Origin of the sequence: Pedobacter sp. ISL-64 (assembly GCF_018613605.1) — a bacterium.
Lineage (GTDB): Bacteria > Bacteroidota > Bacteroidia > Sphingobacteriales > Sphingobacteriaceae > Pedobacter.
This window is the reverse complement of sequence record NZ_JAGGPU010000013.1, coordinates 93,934-113,478: the sequence shown is the minus strand read 5'-3', so window position 1 is coordinate 113,478 and position 19,545 is coordinate 93,934. Positions and strand designations below refer to the sequence as shown.

Below are 19,545 nucleotides of genomic sequence, written 5' to 3'. Positions count from 1 at the left end.
AACAATTTCAGCTAATAGAGTGATAACATTTTACAGGCCGAATATGTTTAGCTGTTACAGATAAACTGCCTTTCATATGGCATGCCCGTAATGAAACGACAAGTAAATTCAGGACGGTCACGTGTTTCTTTCCTCAATATTTTATTGCTGATTCCTTAACAACTAGTAATCACTGGTACGGGTTTGATCGCATACCAGTGAATAAGAAATTACTTAGCTAAGTAGGTCATGCCACCATCAACAAGGATTTCTGTGCCAAGCAAAAACGAAGATTCTTCAGAAGCAAGCAAAACCGCGGTTTTACCAATGTCTGAGGGCTGCCCGATCCTGCCTATCGGCATTACGCTTGCAAATTGTGTTTTCACAGCATCGATTTGTTCTACGGGAACGAACTTATCAAATGCAGGCGTATCTGTAGTACCCGGTGTGATTACATTTACCCTGATCTTTCTTGCTAACAAGTCGTTCGAAAAGCTTTTCGCCAAAAAGATCACCGCAGCTTTTGCAGCGCCGTAAAGCCCAAATGATGGGTATGCCCGGTGTGCGGCATTCGACCCGATAAGAATTATAGATCCGCCATCATTCATATATGGTAACGCTTTTTGTACAGTGAAGTAAACGCTTTTCAGGTTAAGGTCCATGGTTTTGTTGTAGTCAGCTTCGCTCACATCTGCCACTGTTCCGGTTGTTCCTGCACCGGCATTGGCTACCAGTACATCTATTTTGCCGAATTTTTCGGCTGTATCTTTAAAAACCCGCTCTAAATCGGCAAGGTTAGTTACATCTGCGTTGATGGCTATAAAATCATTGCCCAGTTGAGCAGCAGCAAGTTCTAACGTTAGGTGATTTCTCCCGACAATAGCTCCGGCAGCGCCTTCACTTTTAAATGCTTCAGCAATACCAAATCCAATACCACTATTGCCGCCTGTAACTACGGCCACTTTGTTTTTTAATTTACTCATGATCTTATTATTAATGTTGATCCAAAGATGCATCTGCGCAACGGACTGCATCTTATCAAAAATCATTAAATAAGCTTGACAAAGATCAATCTATTTTGAGGAGTTCTTCCTGATCCGGCTCAAGGTTTCTGGTGTTAAACCCAGGTAGGAAGCAATTAAATTTTGCGGGAACCGCTGTATAAAGTGAGGGTAATCGTTAACGAGTTCTTGAAACCGTTCTTCGCCAGTTTGACTGATGGAAGACTGCATCCTTTTTTGGGCAGCTATGGTGTTGTTTTGACTCAGCACGTTCTGCATCGCTGAAAAGGCAGGAATAGGCTTTATGAATTCTTCTACCAGGTTATGGGTGATTTGTAAGATTTCCATATCTTCCAGCGCTTCTATATTAAAGCGACTTGGTGTTAACTTGTAAAAACTTTCAAAATCGGCTAACCACCAGTTTTCAATACTTAATTTTAGTATATGTTCATGCCCTTTTTCATCCACCGTAAACGTCTTGGCAGCCCCTTTCACAATGAAGCCAGTATATTTACATACATCCCCTTCCTGTAAAAAGTACTGTCGCTTACGGATTTTTTTGGGTTTGAAATGTGCGATAAATATTTGCTTTTCTTCCACAGAAAGCGTTTTGCCAGAGAGTTTTTGAACGTAATCGAACAGCGCTTGAAAATTATCCATCTTTAGTTTCTTAAGGAGAATCTTCAAAAATAAAACTTTCAGCTTATTTTGCTGCCTTTTTAATTATTCAACTTGTTCTGCTCAGTTGCAGGAAAAGGTACTTCGTCAATCGTCAAATAATGTCCTGCCTGCCAAAACGAAAATACAGGTCCGTCTATTACTCTAGGCCAGCGGCAGCACACCTGGTTATTTTTGAACGAGATTACCAATTAATTGAACGAATAAGCAAAACGCCTTAACCTTACTATAGCCACTTTTGTAACAACAATTACATAACAACAAAAAAGACTATGGGACTATCAGGTTTAGGAATTTTTCATACCTTCATTGGTATCGTGGCCATTGCAGCAGCAATCATTTCATTTATACGCTTTGGCAAAATTGATTTAACGCAGCTTAGCGGTAAAATATACTTTTATACTACTGCTGTTACGGCTTTAACTGCATTGGGGATCTCCAAACATGGGGGCTTTAATCCCGGACATATTTTTTCGGTATTCATTTTTATTTTAGTGGTGGTGGCTTTTTGGCTTTCGGTAAAGCGAAGTACCAATAATAGGGCCCGTTATATAGAGAATTTTTTACTCTCTTTTAGCTTCTTTCTGTCACTCATTCCTACCGTGAACGAAACCTTTACCCGGGTTCCGCTGGGGCATCCACTGGCTAAAAATCCTACCGATCCTGTAATTACCCAAACATTACTCGTGCTCTTAATCGCATTTGTTGCTGGTGCCATTTACCAGTACATTAAACAGCGCAATGCGGTTAAAATACAGTAAATCAAAAATGCGATTTTGGGATAAAGGATCTTTTTATACCGGATAAGCTAATGCATGGGCGAAGAACAGCCAAACCATGCATTAGTTTTTCTATTTTTATAGCTGAAGGTTTTTTTAATATGATCATTGACCATAAAAAATACGATTTGTTTGGTAAATCCATTATCCAAAACATCAGGATAAAGGCACCTTTTACCTTCGATTTTCCCATTACCGATAATGCCTGCTTTTTGTACATGTTACAGGGTGAAATGCAATATCACCGCGACGAAGACCGGGTAAACATACCGCATAAACATGCCTTGTTTTTAAATTGTATCCAAGCCAGCAAAACCATCAGTAACTTAAATGAAGGGGGAATTAACGAAATTATGGTCGTTAATTTTCATCCCGATATTTTAAAGCGGATCTACGATCGGGAGCTGCCGGTTATACTTCATGCATCCGATCGGATGGTTTCGAACAAAAGTGTCGAAGTTTTAAACAACAGTTTTTTAATCGAAAAATATATCGAAGGCTTGCTGTTTTATTTTCAGCATCCGGCACTGGTTAACGAAGATATCCTGGTTTTAAAGTTAAAAGAAATTATCCTGCTGCTGGCCCAAACCGCTAATGCCCGGGCCATACAAACCATATTTGCACAGCTTTTTTCGCCTACTACCTATACCTTTAAGCAAATTATTGAGGCCAACCTGTTTGAGCAGCTCAGTATCGAAGCCCTGGCACAATTGAATAATTTGAGTTTATCGTCTTTTAAACGCGAATTTGCCAGACATTACAACGATACACCGGCCAATTATATCAAAACCAAAAGGCTCGAAAAAGCTGCCGAAATGCTGTTAATTTCAAACGAAAGGATTAAAGACATTGCTTTTAATTGCGGCTATAATGATTTGGCCAATTTCACCAAAAGCTTTCGCGATAGGTATAAGTGCACACCCAGTGATTTTCGGGAACGCCAGAAGGGCTAAGGCCGCGACGCTAAGAATGCTAGATGGATACTACAGCGACGCCAATGTTTTTCTTGAAAAGTACACAGAAGGCCTCATCTGCATGTCCATATCGTTTTTCATAGCCTGTCAGGCCATCAATGTAATGGTTTAATTCCTTGTTGGTTAAAGTAGTTGTTTTAGAAAGGTCTTTTATCGCCCATGGAAAGTTGTTATGGTTCGGATTGGGTGTGTGTAGAAATAAGGCATCGTTATAACTGTCAAAATCGATCAATGTTGCCCATATTTGATAATCAGTTTGCAAAGACTTTGCTTTTTCTTCGAGTAGATCAAAATGTCTAAATAGTTTGTCGAGATGAGGTTTGCGTTTTTTAAAACTATTATTGCCATAACCACACCAGTCAAAATGTGTGTGCCATAAATCAAACCAGGCATGTTCTGGGTCATCGAAGTTCAATCCAGACCAGTTGCTGTTTTTTACCCTAAGGTTTTTATAATAACGTCTAAGTCCCCTATGTCTTTTAGTCCGGTTCATATTGTTTTGGACGGCTGCACTAAGAATGCACTAAATTGAGTGATATTCAAAAGTGAACAATGCAATTTGGTAATGCTGCTTTGATTTTTTGTTTTTCTGCCGTTGTTAGCTTATTTCTTTCAATGTGTAGTTCTTGTAATTTTGATAAGTATTTTATTTCTTCAGGTAAATATGTTAGCTTGTTATTGTCTAGTTCGAGATAAAGTAGGTTTGTAAGTTTACCTAGTTCTTTAGGCAAAGATTGCAATTTGTTATTGTTTAATATTAATATTCTTAAGTTCTTTAAGTTGCCAATCTCAGGTCCAATATTTTCTATTTGGTTGCTGCTTAATGAGATTTCGTCAAGGCTTGTAAGTTTACCCAGTTCTTTAGGAAAGACATTAAGTCTGTTTCCCAGCAAATTGAAAGAAACAACCTTTTCTAGTTTGGTGATTTTGCTAGGCAGGCTAGTTATTCCTTGGCTGGCTACATCTATACTTAATACCTTATCAAATTCGTTTATTGCTACATTTAAGTCATTATATTCATGTAGAGCTCTGTTTTTTCGGATAAAATCCCAGTACGACTTATCTTTTACCAGTCTTACTTCAAAAGTAAATGTTTTATTATTTGATGGAGAAACCCATTTCCCAACAGCTGTTTTTTTATCAGCGGATAATCTTCCTTTAAATTCTCCGGTTATTTTATCATTTTCATTTCGCTCTACAAGTGAAAAAGTCTGATTAGAATTAAGATGCCCAACTAAACCAAGAGCGCCATTCTTTGGAGAATAATAATAAGAGCCTACCAATGTAGAATCTAACAAGACTAAAAAATTCATATTGATACTAAGCTTTTCTCCTTTTTCCGTTTTAATAAACCCTTCATAAACGTAGGTTGGGCGAAATGATTTCTCCTGTGAAAACCCACTAAAGCAGAGGGTCGTGCATAAAATAATTGTAAAAATGTTTTTCATCGTAGCCTGATGCTAGCTTTTCTTATAAATATAGTTAACTCGTAATCTATTAAATTCTTAGTAATGATTTTTGGGTAAATCAGCTAAAGTAACAGTTGCATTTTTGGAGTATTCGTTATCCGTGTTCGGATATTTAAAAGCCTTTAGATTGGAAAAGTTAAGATTGAGCATGATTGTTAATTTAGTTACTACAAGTTATTAATTTTCCCTTAAAGTGCAAATCTTAGAATGGGTTAATGGGCTAGATGATTGTGCATGCACGATAATAATTAATCAAGGTCTTCTCAAAGAGATCTAGGTGTTAATTTAGTGAAAACACAAGTCTGCCCATTGCATTGGGCTTGACACAAGACTTGCGCTAGATAAGTGCTAAAACCATTACCTCAAACAGCTGAGCCATACAAGCAAAATATTTGAGCCGTAGAGGAAAGTCTTGGGTGTTCCGAATGCTGATCTTTGTTTCATGAACAACATCACAAAAATTCAGTTGGGTCAAAATGGCCCTTTCGTATCTAAACTTGGTTTGGGCTGTATGCGTATGTCTTCTGTATGGGGTGGTGCTACACCCAGCGAAACAGAAAGTATTGCCACCATTCAGGAAGCATTAGATAATGGCATTAACTTTTTAAATACAGGTGACTTCTATGGTGCCGGCCATAATGAAATGTTAATTGGCAAAGCAATTAAAGGCCGGCGAGATGATGCCTTTATCAGCGTAAAATTCGGTGCCATCTTTCACAACGGCCAGTGGCTGGGATTAGACCTTCGGCCCATGGCGATCAAAAATTTTATCAATTACTCGCTAACGCGTTTGGGTGTCGAAACCATCGACCTCTACCAGCCTTGCCGAATGGACGATAGCGTACCGGTAGCAGACATCATTGGAACGGTTGCCGACCTGATTAAAGAAGGTAAGGTGCGTCATATTGGTGTGTCTGAAATTACGGCTGATCAGCTTCGTCAGGCAAATGAAACCCACCCCATAAGTGCGCTGGAAATCGGCTATTCGCTGGCCGACCGTCAGATCGAAAACGAGCTGCTGCCTGCAGCAAAAGAACTGGGCATTGCCGTAGTGGCCTTCGCCAATACCGCAGAAGGTTTATTAACCGGCGACATGAAAGCGCCACTTGCAGAAAATGATTACCATAACCATTTCACCCGTTTTCAGGGCGAAAACCTGGTTCACAACCTCGAAAAAGTAGAAGTATTGAAACAATTGGCGCACAACAAAGGCTGTACACCTACACAGCTTGCTATTGCCTGGGTAAAGGAGCAGGGCGATCATATCATGCCTTTAGTGAGCATGAGCCGCAGATCGCGCCTGCCCGAAAATATTAAAGCGCTCGATATTGTATTTACACCGCAAGAAATGAACACTTTAAATACTACTTTTGCAATAGGTGCCATACGTGGCGGTACTTATTTACAACGTTAAATGACCAATCCAGCAGAAATCCTCCCAGGCCTGATCTTTTATTCTTACCTCTCTGCCCTGCGGAAAGAAAAAGTGTGTTTCTGGAACCACCATACCCTGGTACTGCAGGTGTCGGGGCAGTTCACCTTAGAAACCGCTGGGCAAAGTATTTCGATGACCGGAGGAGAACTGCTGTTGATTGGCAAAAACCAGCTGGGTACGCTCACCAAAACACCACTGCCGGGAGGAAACTATGAAACCATCGTCATATCCCTTCAGGAAGACCTTTTGCGCAAAATCGTATTGGAAGAAAAGTTAACAGCAGACCATAAATACATTGGCCCGCCAAATATCCTGATTCCATCAAATGAATTCCTAGAGGGCTATTTCCAGTCTATTGTTCCCTATGCCCGAAGCTCGGGTGCCACCATGAGCAATGAAATGGGCATTTTGAAAGTGAAAGAAGGAATTAAACTACTGTTACTTGCCCTACCGGCACTGCGTAACTTTTTATTCGACTTTTCAGAACCCTATAAAATAGACCTGGAAAAGTTTATGCTGAGCAACTTTCATTTTAATGTGCCCATCGAAAAATTCGCGCAGCTTACTGGTCGCAGCCTGGCCGGTTTTAAACGCGATTTCCTGAAAACATTCGGTGCACCACCCCGCCATTGGCTACAGGATAAACGGCTAACAGAAGCCAAACACCTCATCGAAAGCAAACATCAAAAACCTTCTGCCATTTACCTCGACCTGGGCTTCGAAAGCCTGTCGCACTTCTCACATTCCTTCAAAAAGAAGTTCGGTATGGCACCTACAGCATTAAATGCGTAAGGTGTGGATTTAAAGAAAGCAGATTCTGTCCATTGTTTTTAGGTAGCGGCAATAAGACTGGCGCTAGCTAAAGTTTTAATATCAGCTCTCCGGCCCAAGACCTTATACGATATTCCCCTAGTCCGTATTTTCAAGCCAATCTCTTGTATGTCTTTTAATGCCAAATCCTAATGTTGTAAATTCGTCCAGCCCTTTTTCAGTAAGTACTCCAAAGTTTTTTAAAACATCATTAATTCTGCCTTGGCTAAAAGATAATAATTTATCCCTTTTATTATTGTCCCAAACAATTGCAATTTGCCCACCTTGGCCGCCAAAATATGCTGTTTCAACATAAGCAAATTTTTTGTTTTCAATGAGTTGTAAAATCTTAGTTTCGATATGGTCTGTCAAAAATTCAAACCTATCAGCAGTATTAGATTGCTCGAAATTATTTATTTGATCAAACAATTCTTCTGTCATAGGAATTAGGCAAAGTCCTTGGTCGAGGTCAACTTTAAGGGCTTTGTCTAAATGATTGGTCAATAAACCTGCATCATCTTGTTTGCAAATAAATGTCTGTAAATAATATCCCATAGGGTCGGTTGTAGTTTTGCGGTAGGTGGAAAATCGAAATGCAAAGTCAATTTGTGATTAAAGTACAATTGAAATACTGCAATGAATTTCGCAATCAATCCAATAGCAGTAAACCCTTGTTGTTTGCTATTTTATTCTGGTTCGAATTCTCCAACAATTTTCTGGTCATAATCATAGTTTGGCTCATTTGGGAAATTTCCATGTAAATCAGGAAATACAAGTTGTAAATACTCATATTTTTTGTCCTCGTAATGCCTGATTGAAGATAACACATAATCAGATAAACTTTCATTGGTGACCTTAATAAAGTATACTGGAAATCTTTCCGTTAAGTCTGTAATTCTTTTATTTAGCGGAACATGCCCAAGTTTATATTGATCTGCATAATTTTTAATTAATTGCCCCGAAAGGTTTGGTCCGAGACCTGAAATAAATAATTCAGGGATTTTGAAATTCTCATAAATCCCTGTTGAGTAAGCAAAAGGTGTAGAATTTTCTGCTTCTAATACAGCAGTTGTATGATAGCCATCTTTAAGGATATTATCATTGACATTTTGGAAGTATTTTTTCTTTTGCGCTTCAGTTATCTTCATGACAGAACTTTTTTGCAAAATAGGAGATAATCTAAATATGGGCAAGTAAGATTTTATTAGATATTCGGATTGATTTTAGTGACACACGCTGCATGCGTGCGCTGTTAAAGATTAATTTTTATCAACTATAATTTGCTTTTTTACTAATGTTTTGTTAGTCAAATAAGTTTTTCTGAACTGTTATTTCACTTTTCAAAGCTGAAATTTTATTCGTTAAAGCCTTTACGGTTTCTGAGACATTTTTTTGTGTTATAATTACAATATCTTTCTGTTCTTCAATAAGCTCTCTGTTTAAATCAAACATTGGGTTATTTTGATCCATATTTTTGTCATACATTACAGCACGTTGAATGTTGTAGTCTTTTGCATAATTCATTGCTAAACGCGCACCACTATCAAGTTTTTGTCCGAATATTTTCCATAGCTCAGCAGAATTCCTTGCATAACTTGCCGCTAATACTATTGTATCGCAAAACAATGCTTGTAGACGATCACGTTCTTTATACCGGCTACTCAATTCCATTGCGCTTTTAAAATCATTACCATATTCTGTAACAAGTAGCCCGCCTTCTTCTACAATTTGAAATGCTAAACTTTTGTTTCTCGCTGGCAATATATTATTCAGAGGGCTAGGCAAAATAGCGATAGTACTCCCTTTAGATTCTAATGCTTGCTGGTGGGAAATGCTATCACAACCAAACGCTAATCCACTGACTATTGTAGCCCCATTTTTAACAAGCTGATCAACAATAGTCCGTTCTCTTTCTTCAATATCGCCCATCGGGTTCAAAAGTCCAATGACAGAAATGTTTTTATTTTCAAAACCTAATAAGTTAATATTTCCCTTGTAGTAAAGGAAAACAGGTCGCTCACTTTCTTTTACATTGCCACGATATTTTGGGAAATTGTGATCACCTAAAGCGACAAAGCCATCGCAACAATTTTCAAACTTTTGTGTAAGTTTTGCTTCAAAATCTTTTTTTAGAGATTCAAATTCTTTTACTGTGGTTGGTTCTCCTTTGATTGTTTTGTTTAGTAAAGAAATAATGGTTTCAACATTCTCATTTCCTTTTAAATTTTTTATAATCCACGCATTCCCTATACCCTTGTAAGATTTAATAGTTAAAATATTTATTGAATTTTCTGTGTATTTCATTTTCTTTATATGTTATGCAAATTTAATAAAGTATTAAAACGATCAATCGATACTTCTTGATTTTGTTTTACCTAAAGCATAAAATAACACGGAATTTGCACCTTTGTCTAACAACGCCTGAAGGGCATCTTCATCAATATTTACCGTTTTTGTGTACAAATCATCTACCAATAAAATATCTTTTCCCTTCACATTATCAGATATTGTACAGGTATCTTTTGTAATACCCGGATATGGTAATTCACCATCGCCTCCATATCCAGATCTATCCATATGTGTTGTTCGTGTGTCAGTGTGTCTGATTATGTAATTAGTCCCATCTATAAAACTGTTTAAGTTAGTTGCGGTAATGGTTACGGCTTTTTTAAAAACTAGTTGAGTTGAGGTGTAATTCTTTTGTGCTTTTGCCCTTGGAATAACGCAAACAGTAAGGTTGTTTTTTCCTGTTATTTGAAGAATTTGTAGGAAATCGCCGTTCAAAATTTGAATTAAATTATTTCCGGCTTTTGTCAATGCCTCTTTGGTTTTGTCTTGAAATTGATTTTTTAGAGTACAAATGATATTTTCAATCGTTCCAGCAATATTTCTTAGTTCGGCATCTCCTCCGTGGTAATCAGAATGATAAAATGCTTGTATCTCTTGTCCTAAATAATTATTTGGATAAATTTTGAAACTATTCATATTTATATGACTTGAGGGTTAATGATTTCAATACCTGCTTGTTTTGCATCTGCGATCTCTATTTCTTCATTTTCAAAAGCAATAACTAAGTTTGGTTGTACTCCTAATTCCGAAATGGCATATTGGAATTTGTTCATTTTTTCATTATTGTTCATTAACTGGCAGTAAAAAATGTTACTAAATTTGTCAACGAGACCAAAGTGATTTAAAACTGTCAATGCTCTCTCTTCCCGGCAGTTTGTAATCAAGACAGTTTTATTCGTTTTTGAATATTTAGAAAGAATGCTTGCAATTACCGGATTAAGTTTAGTTTTGTATAGAAAATCCTTGTAGTATTCTTCTTTCTTCTTGATTATTCTTTCGTATTGGATTTTACTTAAATTTGGTATTGCATTTTTAAGTTTGCTACGATTAAGACGCTCATTAGGATTATAGGTTAGGTTGTAGTCTTTACTCGTTACTGATCGTATTGCTTTATTAAATGAAAGAAAGTTAGCTTCATCTGTATAAATCAATGTTCCGTCCAAATCAAAGAATAAAACCGCGTCAGTTGTAATCTTACAGTCAATTTCATATTTTACTTCGTTTGTTTCATTTTTCATTGCGTTTTGTTTGTTGTATCCAGAAGTAGATTTAGTTGCTCAAGCAAAAGCTATAAATCAATAGCAGTGAAAACATGTATAACAGTTCTTCCATATGGTATAACGTGCTTGCTCACTCTCAATATGCGATTTTCAACTTCTTTGTTGTATTCACGAATGTAGTTTATTAATTAAGCGGTGATTTACGGGAAACCATAAAATATATGGCCTTCATTCAAGTATTTTCACCTTCTTTAATTTTTGCAGCAGGTAAAGTGCATTTTTAGAAAGTTGCTCTAGGGCAGTGGAGTGGACGTTATGATAAGATTATTTTTTTTCATGTTCAATTGATTGCGAAATTTATAATGATAACAATTTAAAACTTTCATGTTCTTTAGACAATACTTAATTTTAGGTATTTTCTTTAAATTATGTTTTATACAATAGGCTTACTAGCTGAAAAGTGAAATGCGATTAGATGTTTTGGAAGGTCTAAAGAAGGAATTATTCAACTAAGGCGTAATGCCAAATTAATGAATGTTGTAGTAAGCCCGCTTGCATAAGAATCTTAGCGGCTAGGCCACGGGATGAATAACTTGTGCATTTCACGGGGCTTAATGAATTAAGATTTTCTAAATAGACTGAATATATCGATTTAATAAAAGGCATTTCAGAATATTGTTTTAGATAGGCGATAAGACTTATGCTTGATAGGGTGCTTATATTCTGATATGGGAATTTTTACCATTGTTATTTGTCTAGCCTTGTTTTAAAGCTTAATAAATTTCCTATTGTCCGAGTGTTAAATTAAACCTGAATGAGATTTTTTCTTTTAATTTTAAAATTAGTACCTTATTTGAAATTAGTACTCTCCTTATGCAAAATGAATTTGGTGGATTATGGACCGAAACTAAAATTAATATCCTATACAAATACGCTTCTGCCTATTTATTTATAATGAATAAACAGAAGTTTCATCTTACATATTTTGATGGCTTTGCTGGAAGTGGGGAAATTAAAATTGGTAATGAAAAGGATTTTAAGATAATAGAAGGTGCAGCCCAAAAAGTAGTAGGAATTACAATGCCACGTGGTTTTGATATTTATTATTTTGTAGAGAAAGACCAAGAGAAAAAAAGACTATTGGAATTTGCACTCAAAACTAAAAGACCAACAAATAATATATTTGTTGTTGCTGAGGACTGCAACATTGTTTTAAAAAGACTTGCTGCATATCTTCAAAAAGATTCATTTAGAAAAGCTCTCATCTTTTTAGATCCATTTGGAATGAACTTAGACTGGAGTTCCATTGAGATACTGAAAGGCCTCGGTGTAGACCTTTGGGTCTTGAGTCCTACTGGGGTAGGGGCGAATAGGCTTTTAAAAAAGGACTTGAAGATATCTGAAGCATGGTGGCTGCGTCTGGAAAAATTTTTTGGAATTGACAGGCAAATTATAACTAACAGTATCTATGATGAAGAAATTGTTACTGACTTATTTGGACCGAGAAAAGTAATTACCAAATCGAGTAGCGCAAACGACAAACTGTTCAAGATTTATAGCGAAAAATTAAATACGGTTTTTGATCTGATTTCAGATCCTTATGTAATTGTAAATAGTAACAACTCCTTAATGTACCATTTTTTTTGTGCGTCAAACAACGTCAGTGCGATCAAGATAGCGAATGATCTGGTAAAAAGCCATAATAAAAAGAAAACCTAAGCAGCTTTTTTAGGCATTTCTCTGAAAATTTTGCCATCTAATTCGCATCCCCCTTTTGCGTGTTTCGGATGCTTTGCGTCTATAGTAGGGTCATTCTGGTTTACGTTGAATTTGGGCTTACCCCATTGTTTAAAGAAAAAAGCAACTCTTTCCTGCTGGCATTTATTTTTTACATAATCAATCCATTCTTTTTCTAAAGGTCTTGCCTTGTGCCCAGATTCTCCGCCAACTATAACCCAATCTATATTTTCTAAATGTAAAGTTCTAACGGGACCGATCAATGGTTCGATGGAAAGGAATTTCACTTTTGCCGGAGTAAGTGAAAGGTCATCGATCCTATAAGTGTAATCCTCGTTCTCTACAGAAACACCCATCCAGATGTTTGATGACCATGTTAAGTCACTAGCGATATCTAAAAGTCTTTCAGATCTTTTAGTTAAAACTTGGTAGATATGCTGTGGCGTATTATTCATTACAGCGAATACTGCCTTTATAAATTCTGTAGGCACATCTGGATGAAATAGATCACTCATTGAGTTAACAAAGACAACTTTTGATTTTTTCCAGGTAAAGGGTATATTCAATGTATCGGGGTGAATGCGGACTTTGAAGCCATCTTTATATTTTTCAACACCCATTGCAGTAAGGCGTTTAGTCATTGTTTCTGCATAACAAAATTTACACCCAGGGCTAATCTTGCTACAACCTGTAACTGGATTCCAAGTTAGTTCAGTCCATTCAATATTTGATTGTGCCATAATTTATATTATTATAGGTACGTTTTGTCTGTTTTTGTGCAAATCTGCTGAAATATACTCAATAACAGATTTTATTTTTTTCTCAATACAAAGCTTCTTTAGAACTATGTTTGCATCTTTTAGTAGAAAGCCTTCATTAAGTGCATAAAGGTAAGCATCATCTCGCTGCATTATTTCACCACCAAGAATTTTTAAGCTTAAGTTTTTTTCGAAAACATCCCGTTTACTAGGTACATTCAATTCTGGAAAAAGTCTTGGTGATTGGAGATCAATTTTTTCACTATCGATATCATAATTAGCTTCGCCTCTTAATTTATCATTTTTCCAGGCGACATTTAAAAATTTTTCTATGCCCAATGTATGATTTGTTCCAAAAATTAATCCATATATATTCCGCTCTTTCCTAATAGAAAATGGTGCTAAATAATAAGTTTTTCCAATAGGAATCAATGATTTATAATGAGCAAGAACTTTTCTGTGTATATGATAATATTCAATATTTTGCATTTCGATCGGATCAAAGGGAAAATGTTTTTGGAATTCTGGTGTATTGGCAAACCTCCTAAAATACGAGGATGATATAAAAAATAGAAAATCGGTCTGTTTAAGTACAATTATCTTTGCAAATAATTCTGATGTTATTTCCTTAATGCCATTTTGATCGAGAAATAGAAAATTCGCTGATTCTTTCATTGATTCATAAGTCTCGTTAAATAAGCTCTTGAAATCCTGTTGATATGTTTTAATTTTAAAATTTCCTTCACAACCTTCAAGACAATCAACTAGTGCATTATACTTTTCTTCTTCTAGTTCGTTAAAATGAAGTACAACATTTAGTTCCCTTTCAATTATTAATTTTTCAAAAGACCTAATTACTTTTAAAGCTATTAAAGGACTTCCTGGGTTGTCGAGAGAATCTTTTCCCTGTCCAGCAAAAAAGTCGAATATTTGTACTGTCTTCCATATTGGAACTTTTTTGGATAAAAAAACTGGAGCCCACTCCTTTAAATAATCTGTATAAAGTTTAAGCTTTACGATGGTTCCTTCATCAAAAGGTTTTCTGAACAGATTCTTAGCTGCCACAAACAAATATACTAAAAATATTAGTAAATGAAAAATTGTAACTTTTATTATTACAAAGCGGCGCAGAGAAAAAAGAAACTTCTTTTTCTCGTCTTAAATTTAAAATGAAAGCTGTTGTTATGTATTTGGTTTTTGAGAGTGTTTTATGCATGAGAGTGTATTTGATATTTTTAAATTTAGTAGAAAATAACTGAATAACAATACTGTTAGTATGATTAACTATAAAACCAAGCGTATCGAATACCCTTCAAACAAAAAAAGCCCATCTTTCGATGCGCTTTTAATCCTTAGGGAGGTACGGAATGTCGAGCTTTTTGTTAGCAACCGTTATTTTTGCTAAAGTCACGTTTAAAAAGTACCTTATTATTTTGCTCAATATAGTCGCCGGATACAATCAAATAGGGATGATTAGGCGAATAGCCAGCGCTGTGGCTTTTTACCATTATTTTGTCGTTAACTTTCAGGCCATTTAACTGGTGAAAATCCTTAAGACTAAATTGCATCATGTACTCTTCACCATTAATCCTGACGATAAGCCATTTTGGTCCTGATTTCGCGTTTGCGCGCTGAAAAGTAACAGAGGTGACCACGGCCTCCATATTGCTGAAATCCTTTAAGTACCTCCTTATTTTATCATGACTGGCATGTACTTTTTTACCTTCAGGAGAAAGCTCCCATTTTTTGTACCTGATCCCGTCAGGAGAGGCTTCCCATTTTTTCCGGTCCTCCACCATACGGGCTTTCCGCTCAGTGATAGATAGGGGCTTTGGAGATGGCTTAATTTCACGATTGGCAAATACTAATCCGCTCACCACAACCAGTGGTAAGATCAGCACATAGATGGTTTTTTTCATATGTTTCATATCCTTTCAAATTGATTTAGCGAATCTAGTTTGATATTTTTTGGATGGAGTGATTTGGATTGTAAATAAAAATGTAAATTTTGTAAATAAATCGTAAATCGTATTTTAAGGCCGATTGTAGCCTGCTTTACACCTGTACCTAACCAATGCAAGACTTTAAAACTTGAACGACAAATAAGGATTGAGGCTACTGATGTAGATCAGACGTTTTTTTGGGGGAATAAATCTAAAACAAGGAATCTGAAATCATTAGCCGTTATCCTGTGATGATTGCTGGGCATCAGAATTAGAGTCTTGAGGTGGTGATGAAGAGGGAATTGTAGAAATCACTACAATAGCGGCAACAAAAGAGCCGATTGAAATCCAAACATTGACAACTCCCATCAGGTAGAGGATCCATAACGAACTGGAAATAATTAATGAAGAGGCAGTTATCCACTCAAGGCTTTGCCAAGTCCTTTTCAAAAATAATAGGCGAAAGTTGGCTAAGCCCATAAATGCGAAAATGCCGTAGAAAAATTTTTCCCAGAATCCCACTATACCATAAGAACTTAAATCAAACCAAAACGAAGCGGCTACAAAGGTGAAAAATAGAAAGAAAGCTATATTAATCGCAATCAATGAAAGTTTATTCAGGTTCCGACCACGATCATCACGATAAACGTACACTAAATTCATGTTTGCTACCGTTTTATACGGAATACAAAAAGCTGCTCCAGGAATTTCTCTTGACTTCACCTCTACTGTATTACCCGCAGCATCTTTCACCTGTTTTAGCGCACGCGCATTGGTCAGAAATAGGTTTTCCAGGTTATTTCTTCCTTATTAATTGTATACTGCGAGAGGATGCCAGAATACAACTTAGTTTCACCTGCAATCTCACATAACACATCTACCATAGTAAAAGCAGGCTTTTTGTTGCCTGGACTGCTATAAAGGATTTTACCCCCATGAATATAGTAATACCAATAATTTTTAAATCGAAACAGCTGGAAATGTACGTCTAGTCTGAGCCCTCTAACCAGCCAATGCAACATAAAACCAAAGAAACAGGAAATAGCGTAAATAAGCGCAATGATCAATAGTAAATCCTGATAGGTTTTGTACATCAGATCCTTCTCCGGAATCTTATTGTCCGCAATTGGCATTGCAATCTGTCGTACAATATCGTAATTAAGTGAATCTAGAACTTCAAGACCCGACATCGATCGGAAAGCATAAACAGAGAGAAAAGTGACCCCCATGGAAACCCCACTGAAAAATACATTCCACAACAACTTATCAAACTCATTGGATTGATTAAACTGCTTGGTGAACTCACCACGATAATAAAATTTTCTAAAAAGGAAACCCGGAAAAATCGCCATCATCACAGCGATCACGGTATTGAGCGCAACCTGTTCCAAAGAAACTTTATGTTTAAGCTTCTACGAAAAACTTAATATCCTGACCTTTCAGATTAAGGGTGACCTCACCGTGTTTACGCTTGCTCATGATTTTGTCATAAAGCTCGACTTTACCCTCCGAATCATTAAGGATTGCTTTAGTCTCCTCACTGATCAGCGGTTCCTCTGTACTGAACTGAGTAAGCATATTTGAGGCCGCTCTAAAAAGATTGTTTAAGATACTATCCTTGCTCATGATATATAAATAAAAGGGTTGCAAAAGTAAAGATATTTTTCAGATAACCTGTTGTTAAACAAAAAAATATGTCCACCCCGGACACATCGTTAATTTTATCTCTAACCTGTTAACATACAAGATAACAAACAGTTTTTCAAATTGCAAGTTATTTCATCTTTTTACTAAAGAAACATACCATCATGGCCGTAGCGTCTTGCTAGGCCCAAGCAGCAAAAATAATTTAACCACAGATAGAAAGGATGCACACAGATATGAAAATCCGTGTTTATCTGTGTGCATCTGTGGTTAAAATTTACTGTGTGCGTTTCTTTTCCTCCTCACTGGCCGAAGTTCTTTTCCTGGCCGCTGTTGGATTACCGCCCAACCGGTACGAGAAACTTAAAGTAGCACTGCGTGTATCGTTTTTCTCATAAAAACCGTTATGTTGATTTTCGTAATCAACATCAATGCGGTAGGCATTTCCATAAAACATATCGTTTACAGCCAACCTCAAAGTGCCTTTGCCCTTAAACAAACTCTTGCTCACACCTGCGCTCACATCATAAAGCTGTGCAAGTTTATAAATCCCCTGTATGGTTGGAGAAGAGTACCATGCGCTGATTTCCGCTTTCAATCCCTGTGTTTTGTTCAATGTAAAAGTATGGTTAGTGCTTAGGTAAATACCCCAAACGTGATAATCATAACGGGCCTGTAAATATCCCGACTTTTCCTGGCGGTAGGAGCCCTGTGCATAATTGTTGACTTCCCACCAGGAAGCTGGCTCAATGGGGAAGGATGCCGAGAAACCCATTTCCTGACTTAAATCGAGGTTTCTTTGGGTATCATAAAAGAGTTTTGAGGTGTTATCCTGTACCGAGATATTGCTAAAATAATCAACCACCCGCCGTAGGTAAAATGAAATGTTATATTGCTGTTTATAGGTATAGCCCAGTTCGCCATTGTAAATAAAGGCTGGTTGCAGTGCAGGGTTTCCTTCCAGGTAAGTGTAAGGGCTGGTATAAGATTTAAAAGGGTTTAACCTCCAGTATTCCGGTCTGTTGATCCTTGAATTATAAACGAGGTTTATTTCGTTGTCTTTATTCATTTTATACGCTAAAAAAAGCGTTGGGAAAAGCTTAAAATAGTTGTTCTGGTTGTTGGTATTTAATACCAGTGATTTTCCGTTTGTCCGGGTATATTCGCCACGTAGACCGCCCTCAAAGCTCCATTTGCCCACATCTCCGCTAATACTGGCATAAATGGCCGATATGTTTTCTGCATATTCAAAGCGGTCGCTGCGGTTAGGTACCAATTCAGGGCCGGTTGTCGGATTATTATAAAAATCAAAACTGTTGCGTGTACGGATACTGCTATATTTTACGCCCGATTCAAACGTCCATTTTTTCCAGAACTTATCCGTATAATCCAGTTTTCCCGAATAGATATCAATATTTTGGTCAGATGGGGTAAAGATGTGGTAATTGTCGGGAAGCAGATTGCCATTACTCAATGTGCCATAAGTATCTACCTGCTGGCTGTTTTTGTTCTGATAAGGAACATAATCTAAATCCACATTAATATTCCGACCATTGGTATCTAATTTGATTTTGTAGTTGAGATTGAAACTATATTGATAGGCTTTTCCATTAGAAACGTTTTGGGTATGAAGAATAGAGTCTGGTAGTGCCGAGTGGTTGTTAACAATAGTAGTTAATGTACTATTCGGTCTGCTGTTCGCACCATTGTAGCCATTTACCAAAATTCCGATTACCTGTTTGTCGGTCAGGTTGTAGTCTGCACCGATTTTATAACTATTGGCGTTCCCCGAACGTATTCCCGATTTATCATTCTTCCAGTCTGCATAGTTTCCCGGCGAGTCGAAAATGATGTACTCATTTTCTGTATGGTCCTTTTTACGCCTGCTGTAGCCGTAACTGCCATATACATTTAATTTCTCTTTCCGATAATTGAACACCGTACTTGGGTTATAGCTGCTATAGGTTGATTGGGTATAACCGCCGGAAAGCACCAGGTTAAAGCCATCGCCTTTTGGTTTTTTAGAAATAATATTGATTACTGCGCCGCCCTGGGCATCATACCTGGCCGTTGGATTGGCGATAATTTCTATTTTGGCAACATTGTCCGAAGGAAGGCTCCGGAGATATGCGGCCAGATCTTCGCCCGATAACCTGATGGGCTTATCATCCATGTAAATCACCACACCTTTGTTGTTCGCCGTTACCCCACCGTCAAAACGGGTCTGTACGCCCGGTGCTTTGCCCAATGCATCCCAAACCGTTGCACCACTGGCTACGATGCTATTTTCGACATTGAATATCACCCTGTCGATTTTTCTCACGATAAGTGGTTTTGAAGCAGATACCGTTACCTGCTCCAGGGTTCTATCCTCACTGATCATCACGATAGCAACCGAATCCATCGGAAGATTCAATGCCTGAACCGTATTTTTATATCCAACAGCATTAACCTTTAAAATGTAACTGCCTTTAAAAAGCTGCGGGAAACTGAACAACCCGTTTTTTGAAGACTGGATGGCTAAGGTCGAGTCTCCACGACGTAGGCTAATGGTTGCCCCATCAATCGGTTCACCGGTTTTATCGGTTACCAAACCTTTACGTAATTGCGCTAATGTGACCAGGGGGAAACAGAAAAGAAGGAGTAGGGTTAACTTTTTCATGTTTCAAAACTAAACGCTTTGCATGTTAAGCAAAGTTAATCTCGGTTAAATATGGTTAAATCTTCGGCCCAGACTTCCATTGATAAAATGAATTGTTCAATTTAGGA

21 protein-coding genes are annotated in these 19,545 nt (G+C 37.2%); 5 read left to right on the top strand and 16 right to left on the bottom strand.

Annotation, left to right across the window (positions count from 1 at the left end):
* Nucleotides 1-209: 209 nt before the first annotated feature.
* Complete coding sequence (locus tag J7E57_RS17595; protein WP_215131533.1) at nucleotides 210-962, bottom strand: SDR family NAD(P)-dependent oxidoreductase; 753 nt, start codon at nucleotides 960-962, stop codon at nucleotides 210-212.
* A 90-nt stretch (nucleotides 963-1,052) separates the two neighbouring features.
* Nucleotides 1,053-1,640, bottom strand: a complete 588-nt coding sequence (locus J7E57_RS17590) for a Crp/Fnr family transcriptional regulator (RefSeq protein ID WP_215131532.1) — start codon at nucleotides 1,638-1,640, stop codon at nucleotides 1,053-1,055.
* A 290-nt stretch (nucleotides 1,641-1,930) separates the two neighbouring features.
* Here J7E57_RS17590 and J7E57_RS17585 point away from each other — a divergent pair, with 290 nt between their 5' ends.
* A complete protein-coding gene (locus tag J7E57_RS17585; protein ID WP_215131531.1) occupies nucleotides 1,931-2,419 on the top strand; it encodes a hypothetical protein in 489 nt (162 codons plus the stop codon).
* 119 nt (nucleotides 2,420-2,538) lie between these two features.
* Nucleotides 2,539-3,390: a helix-turn-helix domain-containing protein gene (locus tag J7E57_RS17580; RefSeq protein ID WP_215131530.1), complete on the top strand. Its 852-nt coding sequence runs from the start codon at nucleotides 2,539-2,541 to the stop codon at nucleotides 3,388-3,390.
* A 19-nt stretch (nucleotides 3,391-3,409) separates the two neighbouring features.
* Here J7E57_RS17580 and J7E57_RS17575 read toward each other — a convergent pair whose 3' ends face one another.
* Together J7E57_RS17575 and J7E57_RS17570 are read right to left on the bottom strand one after the other, a co-directional pair.
* On the bottom strand, nucleotides 3,410-3,904 hold the full coding sequence (locus tag J7E57_RS17575) for a hypothetical protein (RefSeq protein ID WP_215131529.1): 495 nt from the start codon (nucleotides 3,902-3,904) through the stop codon (nucleotides 3,410-3,412).
* A 46-nt stretch (nucleotides 3,905-3,950) separates the two neighbouring features.
* Nucleotides 3,951-4,859, bottom strand: a complete 909-nt coding sequence (locus tag J7E57_RS17570) for a leucine-rich repeat domain-containing protein (protein ID WP_215131527.1) — start codon at nucleotides 4,857-4,859, stop codon at nucleotides 3,951-3,953.
* Nucleotides 4,860-5,322: 463 nt separating this feature from the next.
* Between J7E57_RS17570 and J7E57_RS17565 the strand changes: the two genes are divergently transcribed.
* Together J7E57_RS17565 and J7E57_RS17560 are read left to right on the top strand one after the other, a co-directional pair.
* On the top strand, nucleotides 5,323-6,294 hold the full coding sequence (locus tag J7E57_RS17565) for an aldo/keto reductase (RefSeq protein ID WP_215131526.1): 972 nt from the start codon (nucleotides 5,323-5,325) through the stop codon (nucleotides 6,292-6,294).
* The gene (locus tag J7E57_RS17560) at nucleotides 6,295-7,107 is read left to right on the top strand and encodes a helix-turn-helix domain-containing protein (protein WP_215131525.1); all 813 of its coding nucleotides are present in this window, start codon (nucleotides 6,295-6,297) and stop codon (nucleotides 7,105-7,107) included. It begins immediately after the preceding gene.
* A gap of 117 nt (nucleotides 7,108-7,224) precedes the next feature.
* Here the strand turns inward: J7E57_RS17560 and J7E57_RS17555 are convergent, their stop codons facing one another.
* From J7E57_RS17555 to J7E57_RS17535, 5 genes are all read right to left on the bottom strand, one after another.
* On the bottom strand, nucleotides 7,225-7,680 hold the full coding sequence (locus J7E57_RS17555) for a hypothetical protein (protein WP_215131524.1): 456 nt from the start codon (nucleotides 7,678-7,680) through the stop codon (nucleotides 7,225-7,227).
* Between the two features lie 131 nt (nucleotides 7,681-7,811).
* Nucleotides 7,812-8,273: a DUF4262 domain-containing protein gene (locus J7E57_RS17550; RefSeq protein WP_251029960.1), complete on the bottom strand. Its 462-nt coding sequence runs from the start codon at nucleotides 8,271-8,273 to the stop codon at nucleotides 7,812-7,814.
* A 154-nt stretch (nucleotides 8,274-8,427) separates the two neighbouring features.
* The gene (locus tag J7E57_RS17545; protein ID WP_215131523.1) at nucleotides 8,428-9,429 is read right to left on the bottom strand and encodes a DNA-processing protein DprA; all 1,002 of its coding nucleotides are present in this window, start codon (nucleotides 9,427-9,429) and stop codon (nucleotides 8,428-8,430) included.
* Nucleotides 9,430-9,471: 42 nt separating this feature from the next.
* Complete coding sequence (locus tag J7E57_RS17540) at nucleotides 9,472-10,110, bottom strand: phosphoribosyltransferase (protein WP_215131521.1); 639 nt, start codon at nucleotides 10,108-10,110, stop codon at nucleotides 9,472-9,474.
* Between the two features lie 2 nt (nucleotides 10,111-10,112).
* Nucleotides 10,113-10,712, bottom strand: coding sequence for an HAD family hydrolase (locus J7E57_RS17535; protein WP_215131520.1), 600 nt, complete (start codon nucleotides 10,710-10,712; stop codon nucleotides 10,113-10,115).
* Between the two features lie 855 nt (nucleotides 10,713-11,567).
* Here J7E57_RS17535 and tcmP (J7E57_RS17530) point away from each other — a divergent pair.
* The gene (tcmP, locus tag J7E57_RS17530) at nucleotides 11,568-12,413 is read left to right on the top strand and encodes a three-Cys-motif partner protein TcmP (RefSeq protein WP_215131519.1); all 846 of its coding nucleotides are present in this window, start codon (nucleotides 11,568-11,570) and stop codon (nucleotides 12,411-12,413) included.
* Here the strand turns inward: tcmP (J7E57_RS17530) and J7E57_RS17525 are convergent.
* The 7 genes from J7E57_RS17525 to J7E57_RS17495 form a co-directional block, all read right to left on the bottom strand.
* Nucleotides 12,410-13,171: a DUF5131 family protein gene (locus J7E57_RS17525; RefSeq protein ID WP_215131518.1), complete on the bottom strand. Its 762-nt coding sequence runs from the start codon at nucleotides 13,169-13,171 to the stop codon at nucleotides 12,410-12,412. The two genes, tcmP (J7E57_RS17530) and J7E57_RS17525, sit on opposite strands and share 4 nt — an antisense overlap.
* A 3-nt stretch (nucleotides 13,172-13,174) precedes the next feature.
* Entirely contained in the window at nucleotides 13,175-14,254 is a 1,080-nt protein-coding gene (gene tcmP / locus J7E57_RS17520) for a three-Cys-motif partner protein TcmP (protein WP_215131517.1), read from the bottom strand.
* 317 nt (nucleotides 14,255-14,571) lie between these two features.
* Complete coding sequence (locus J7E57_RS17515) at nucleotides 14,572-15,108, bottom strand: hypothetical protein (protein WP_215131515.1); 537 nt, start codon at nucleotides 15,106-15,108, stop codon at nucleotides 14,572-14,574.
* Nucleotides 15,109-15,366: 258 nt separating this feature from the next.
* Nucleotides 15,367-15,885, bottom strand: coding sequence for a hypothetical protein (locus J7E57_RS17510; protein WP_215131514.1), 519 nt, complete (start codon nucleotides 15,883-15,885; stop codon nucleotides 15,367-15,369).
* 23 nt (nucleotides 15,886-15,908) lie between these two features.
* The gene (locus J7E57_RS17505) at nucleotides 15,909-16,523 is read right to left on the bottom strand and encodes a hypothetical protein (protein ID WP_215131513.1); all 615 of its coding nucleotides are present in this window, start codon (nucleotides 16,521-16,523) and stop codon (nucleotides 15,909-15,911) included.
* Between the two features lie 13 nt (nucleotides 16,524-16,536).
* Nucleotides 16,537-16,758 carry a hypothetical protein gene (locus J7E57_RS17500; RefSeq protein WP_131030720.1) on the bottom strand — a complete coding sequence of 74 codons (222 nt, stop codon included), beginning with the start codon at nucleotides 16,756-16,758 and terminating at the stop codon, nucleotides 16,537-16,539.
* Between the two features lie 295 nt (nucleotides 16,759-17,053).
* Nucleotides 17,054-19,438 carry an outer membrane beta-barrel protein gene (locus J7E57_RS17495; RefSeq protein ID WP_215131512.1) on the bottom strand — a complete coding sequence of 795 codons (2,385 nt, stop codon included), beginning with the start codon at nucleotides 19,436-19,438 and terminating at the stop codon, nucleotides 17,054-17,056.
* Nucleotides 19,439-19,545 lie beyond the last annotated feature (107 nt).

Coding starts and splice junctions, on each gene's coding strand:
- J7E57_RS17595 (WP_215131533.1), bottom strand. CDS start 962: ATGAGTAAATTAAAAAACAAAGTGGCCGTAGTTACAGGCGGCAATAGT.
- J7E57_RS17590 (WP_215131532.1), bottom strand. CDS start 1,640: ATGGATAATTTTCAAGCGCTGTTCGATTACGTTCAAAAACTCTCTGGC.
- J7E57_RS17585 (WP_215131531.1), top strand. CDS start 1,931: ATGGGACTATCAGGTTTAGGAATTTTTCATACCTTCATTGGTATCGTG.
- J7E57_RS17580 (WP_215131530.1), top strand. CDS start 2,539: ATGATCATTGACCATAAAAAATACGATTTGTTTGGTAAATCCATTATC.
- J7E57_RS17575 (WP_215131529.1), bottom strand. CDS start 3,904: ATGAACCGGACTAAAAGACATAGGGGACTTAGACGTTATTATAAAAAC.
- J7E57_RS17570 (WP_215131527.1), bottom strand. CDS start 4,859: ATGAAAAACATTTTTACAATTATTTTATGCACGACCCTCTGCTTTAGT.
- J7E57_RS17565 (WP_215131526.1), top strand. CDS start 5,323: ATGAACAACATCACAAAAATTCAGTTGGGTCAAAATGGCCCTTTCGTA.
- J7E57_RS17560 (WP_215131525.1), top strand. CDS start 6,295: ATGACCAATCCAGCAGAAATCCTCCCAGGCCTGATCTTTTATTCTTAC.
- J7E57_RS17555 (WP_215131524.1), bottom strand. CDS start 7,680: ATGGGATATTATTTACAGACATTTATTTGCAAACAAGATGATGCAGGT.
- J7E57_RS17550 (WP_251029960.1), bottom strand. CDS start 8,273: ATGAAGATAACTGAAGCGCAAAAGAAAAAATACTTCCAAAATGTCAAT.
- J7E57_RS17545 (WP_215131523.1), bottom strand. CDS start 9,429: ATGAAATACACAGAAAATTCAATAAATATTTTAACTATTAAATCTTAC.
- J7E57_RS17540 (WP_215131521.1), bottom strand. CDS start 10,110: ATGAATAGTTTCAAAATTTATCCAAATAATTATTTAGGACAAGAGATA.
- J7E57_RS17535 (WP_215131520.1), bottom strand. CDS start 10,712: ATGAAAAATGAAACAAACGAAGTAAAATATGAAATTGACTGTAAGATT.
- tcmP (WP_215131519.1), top strand. CDS start 11,568: ATGCAAAATGAATTTGGTGGATTATGGACCGAAACTAAAATTAATATC.
- J7E57_RS17525 (WP_215131518.1), bottom strand. CDS start 13,171: ATGGCACAATCAAATATTGAATGGACTGAACTAACTTGGAATCCAGTT.
- J7E57_RS17515 (WP_215131515.1), bottom strand. CDS start 15,108: ATGAAAAAAACCATCTATGTGCTGATCTTACCACTGGTTGTGGTGAGC.
- J7E57_RS17500 (WP_131030720.1), bottom strand. CDS start 16,758: ATGAGCAAGGATAGTATCTTAAACAATCTTTTTAGAGCGGCCTCAAAT.
- J7E57_RS17495 (WP_215131512.1), bottom strand. CDS start 19,438: ATGAAAAAGTTAACCCTACTCCTTCTTTTCTGTTTCCCCCTGGTCACA.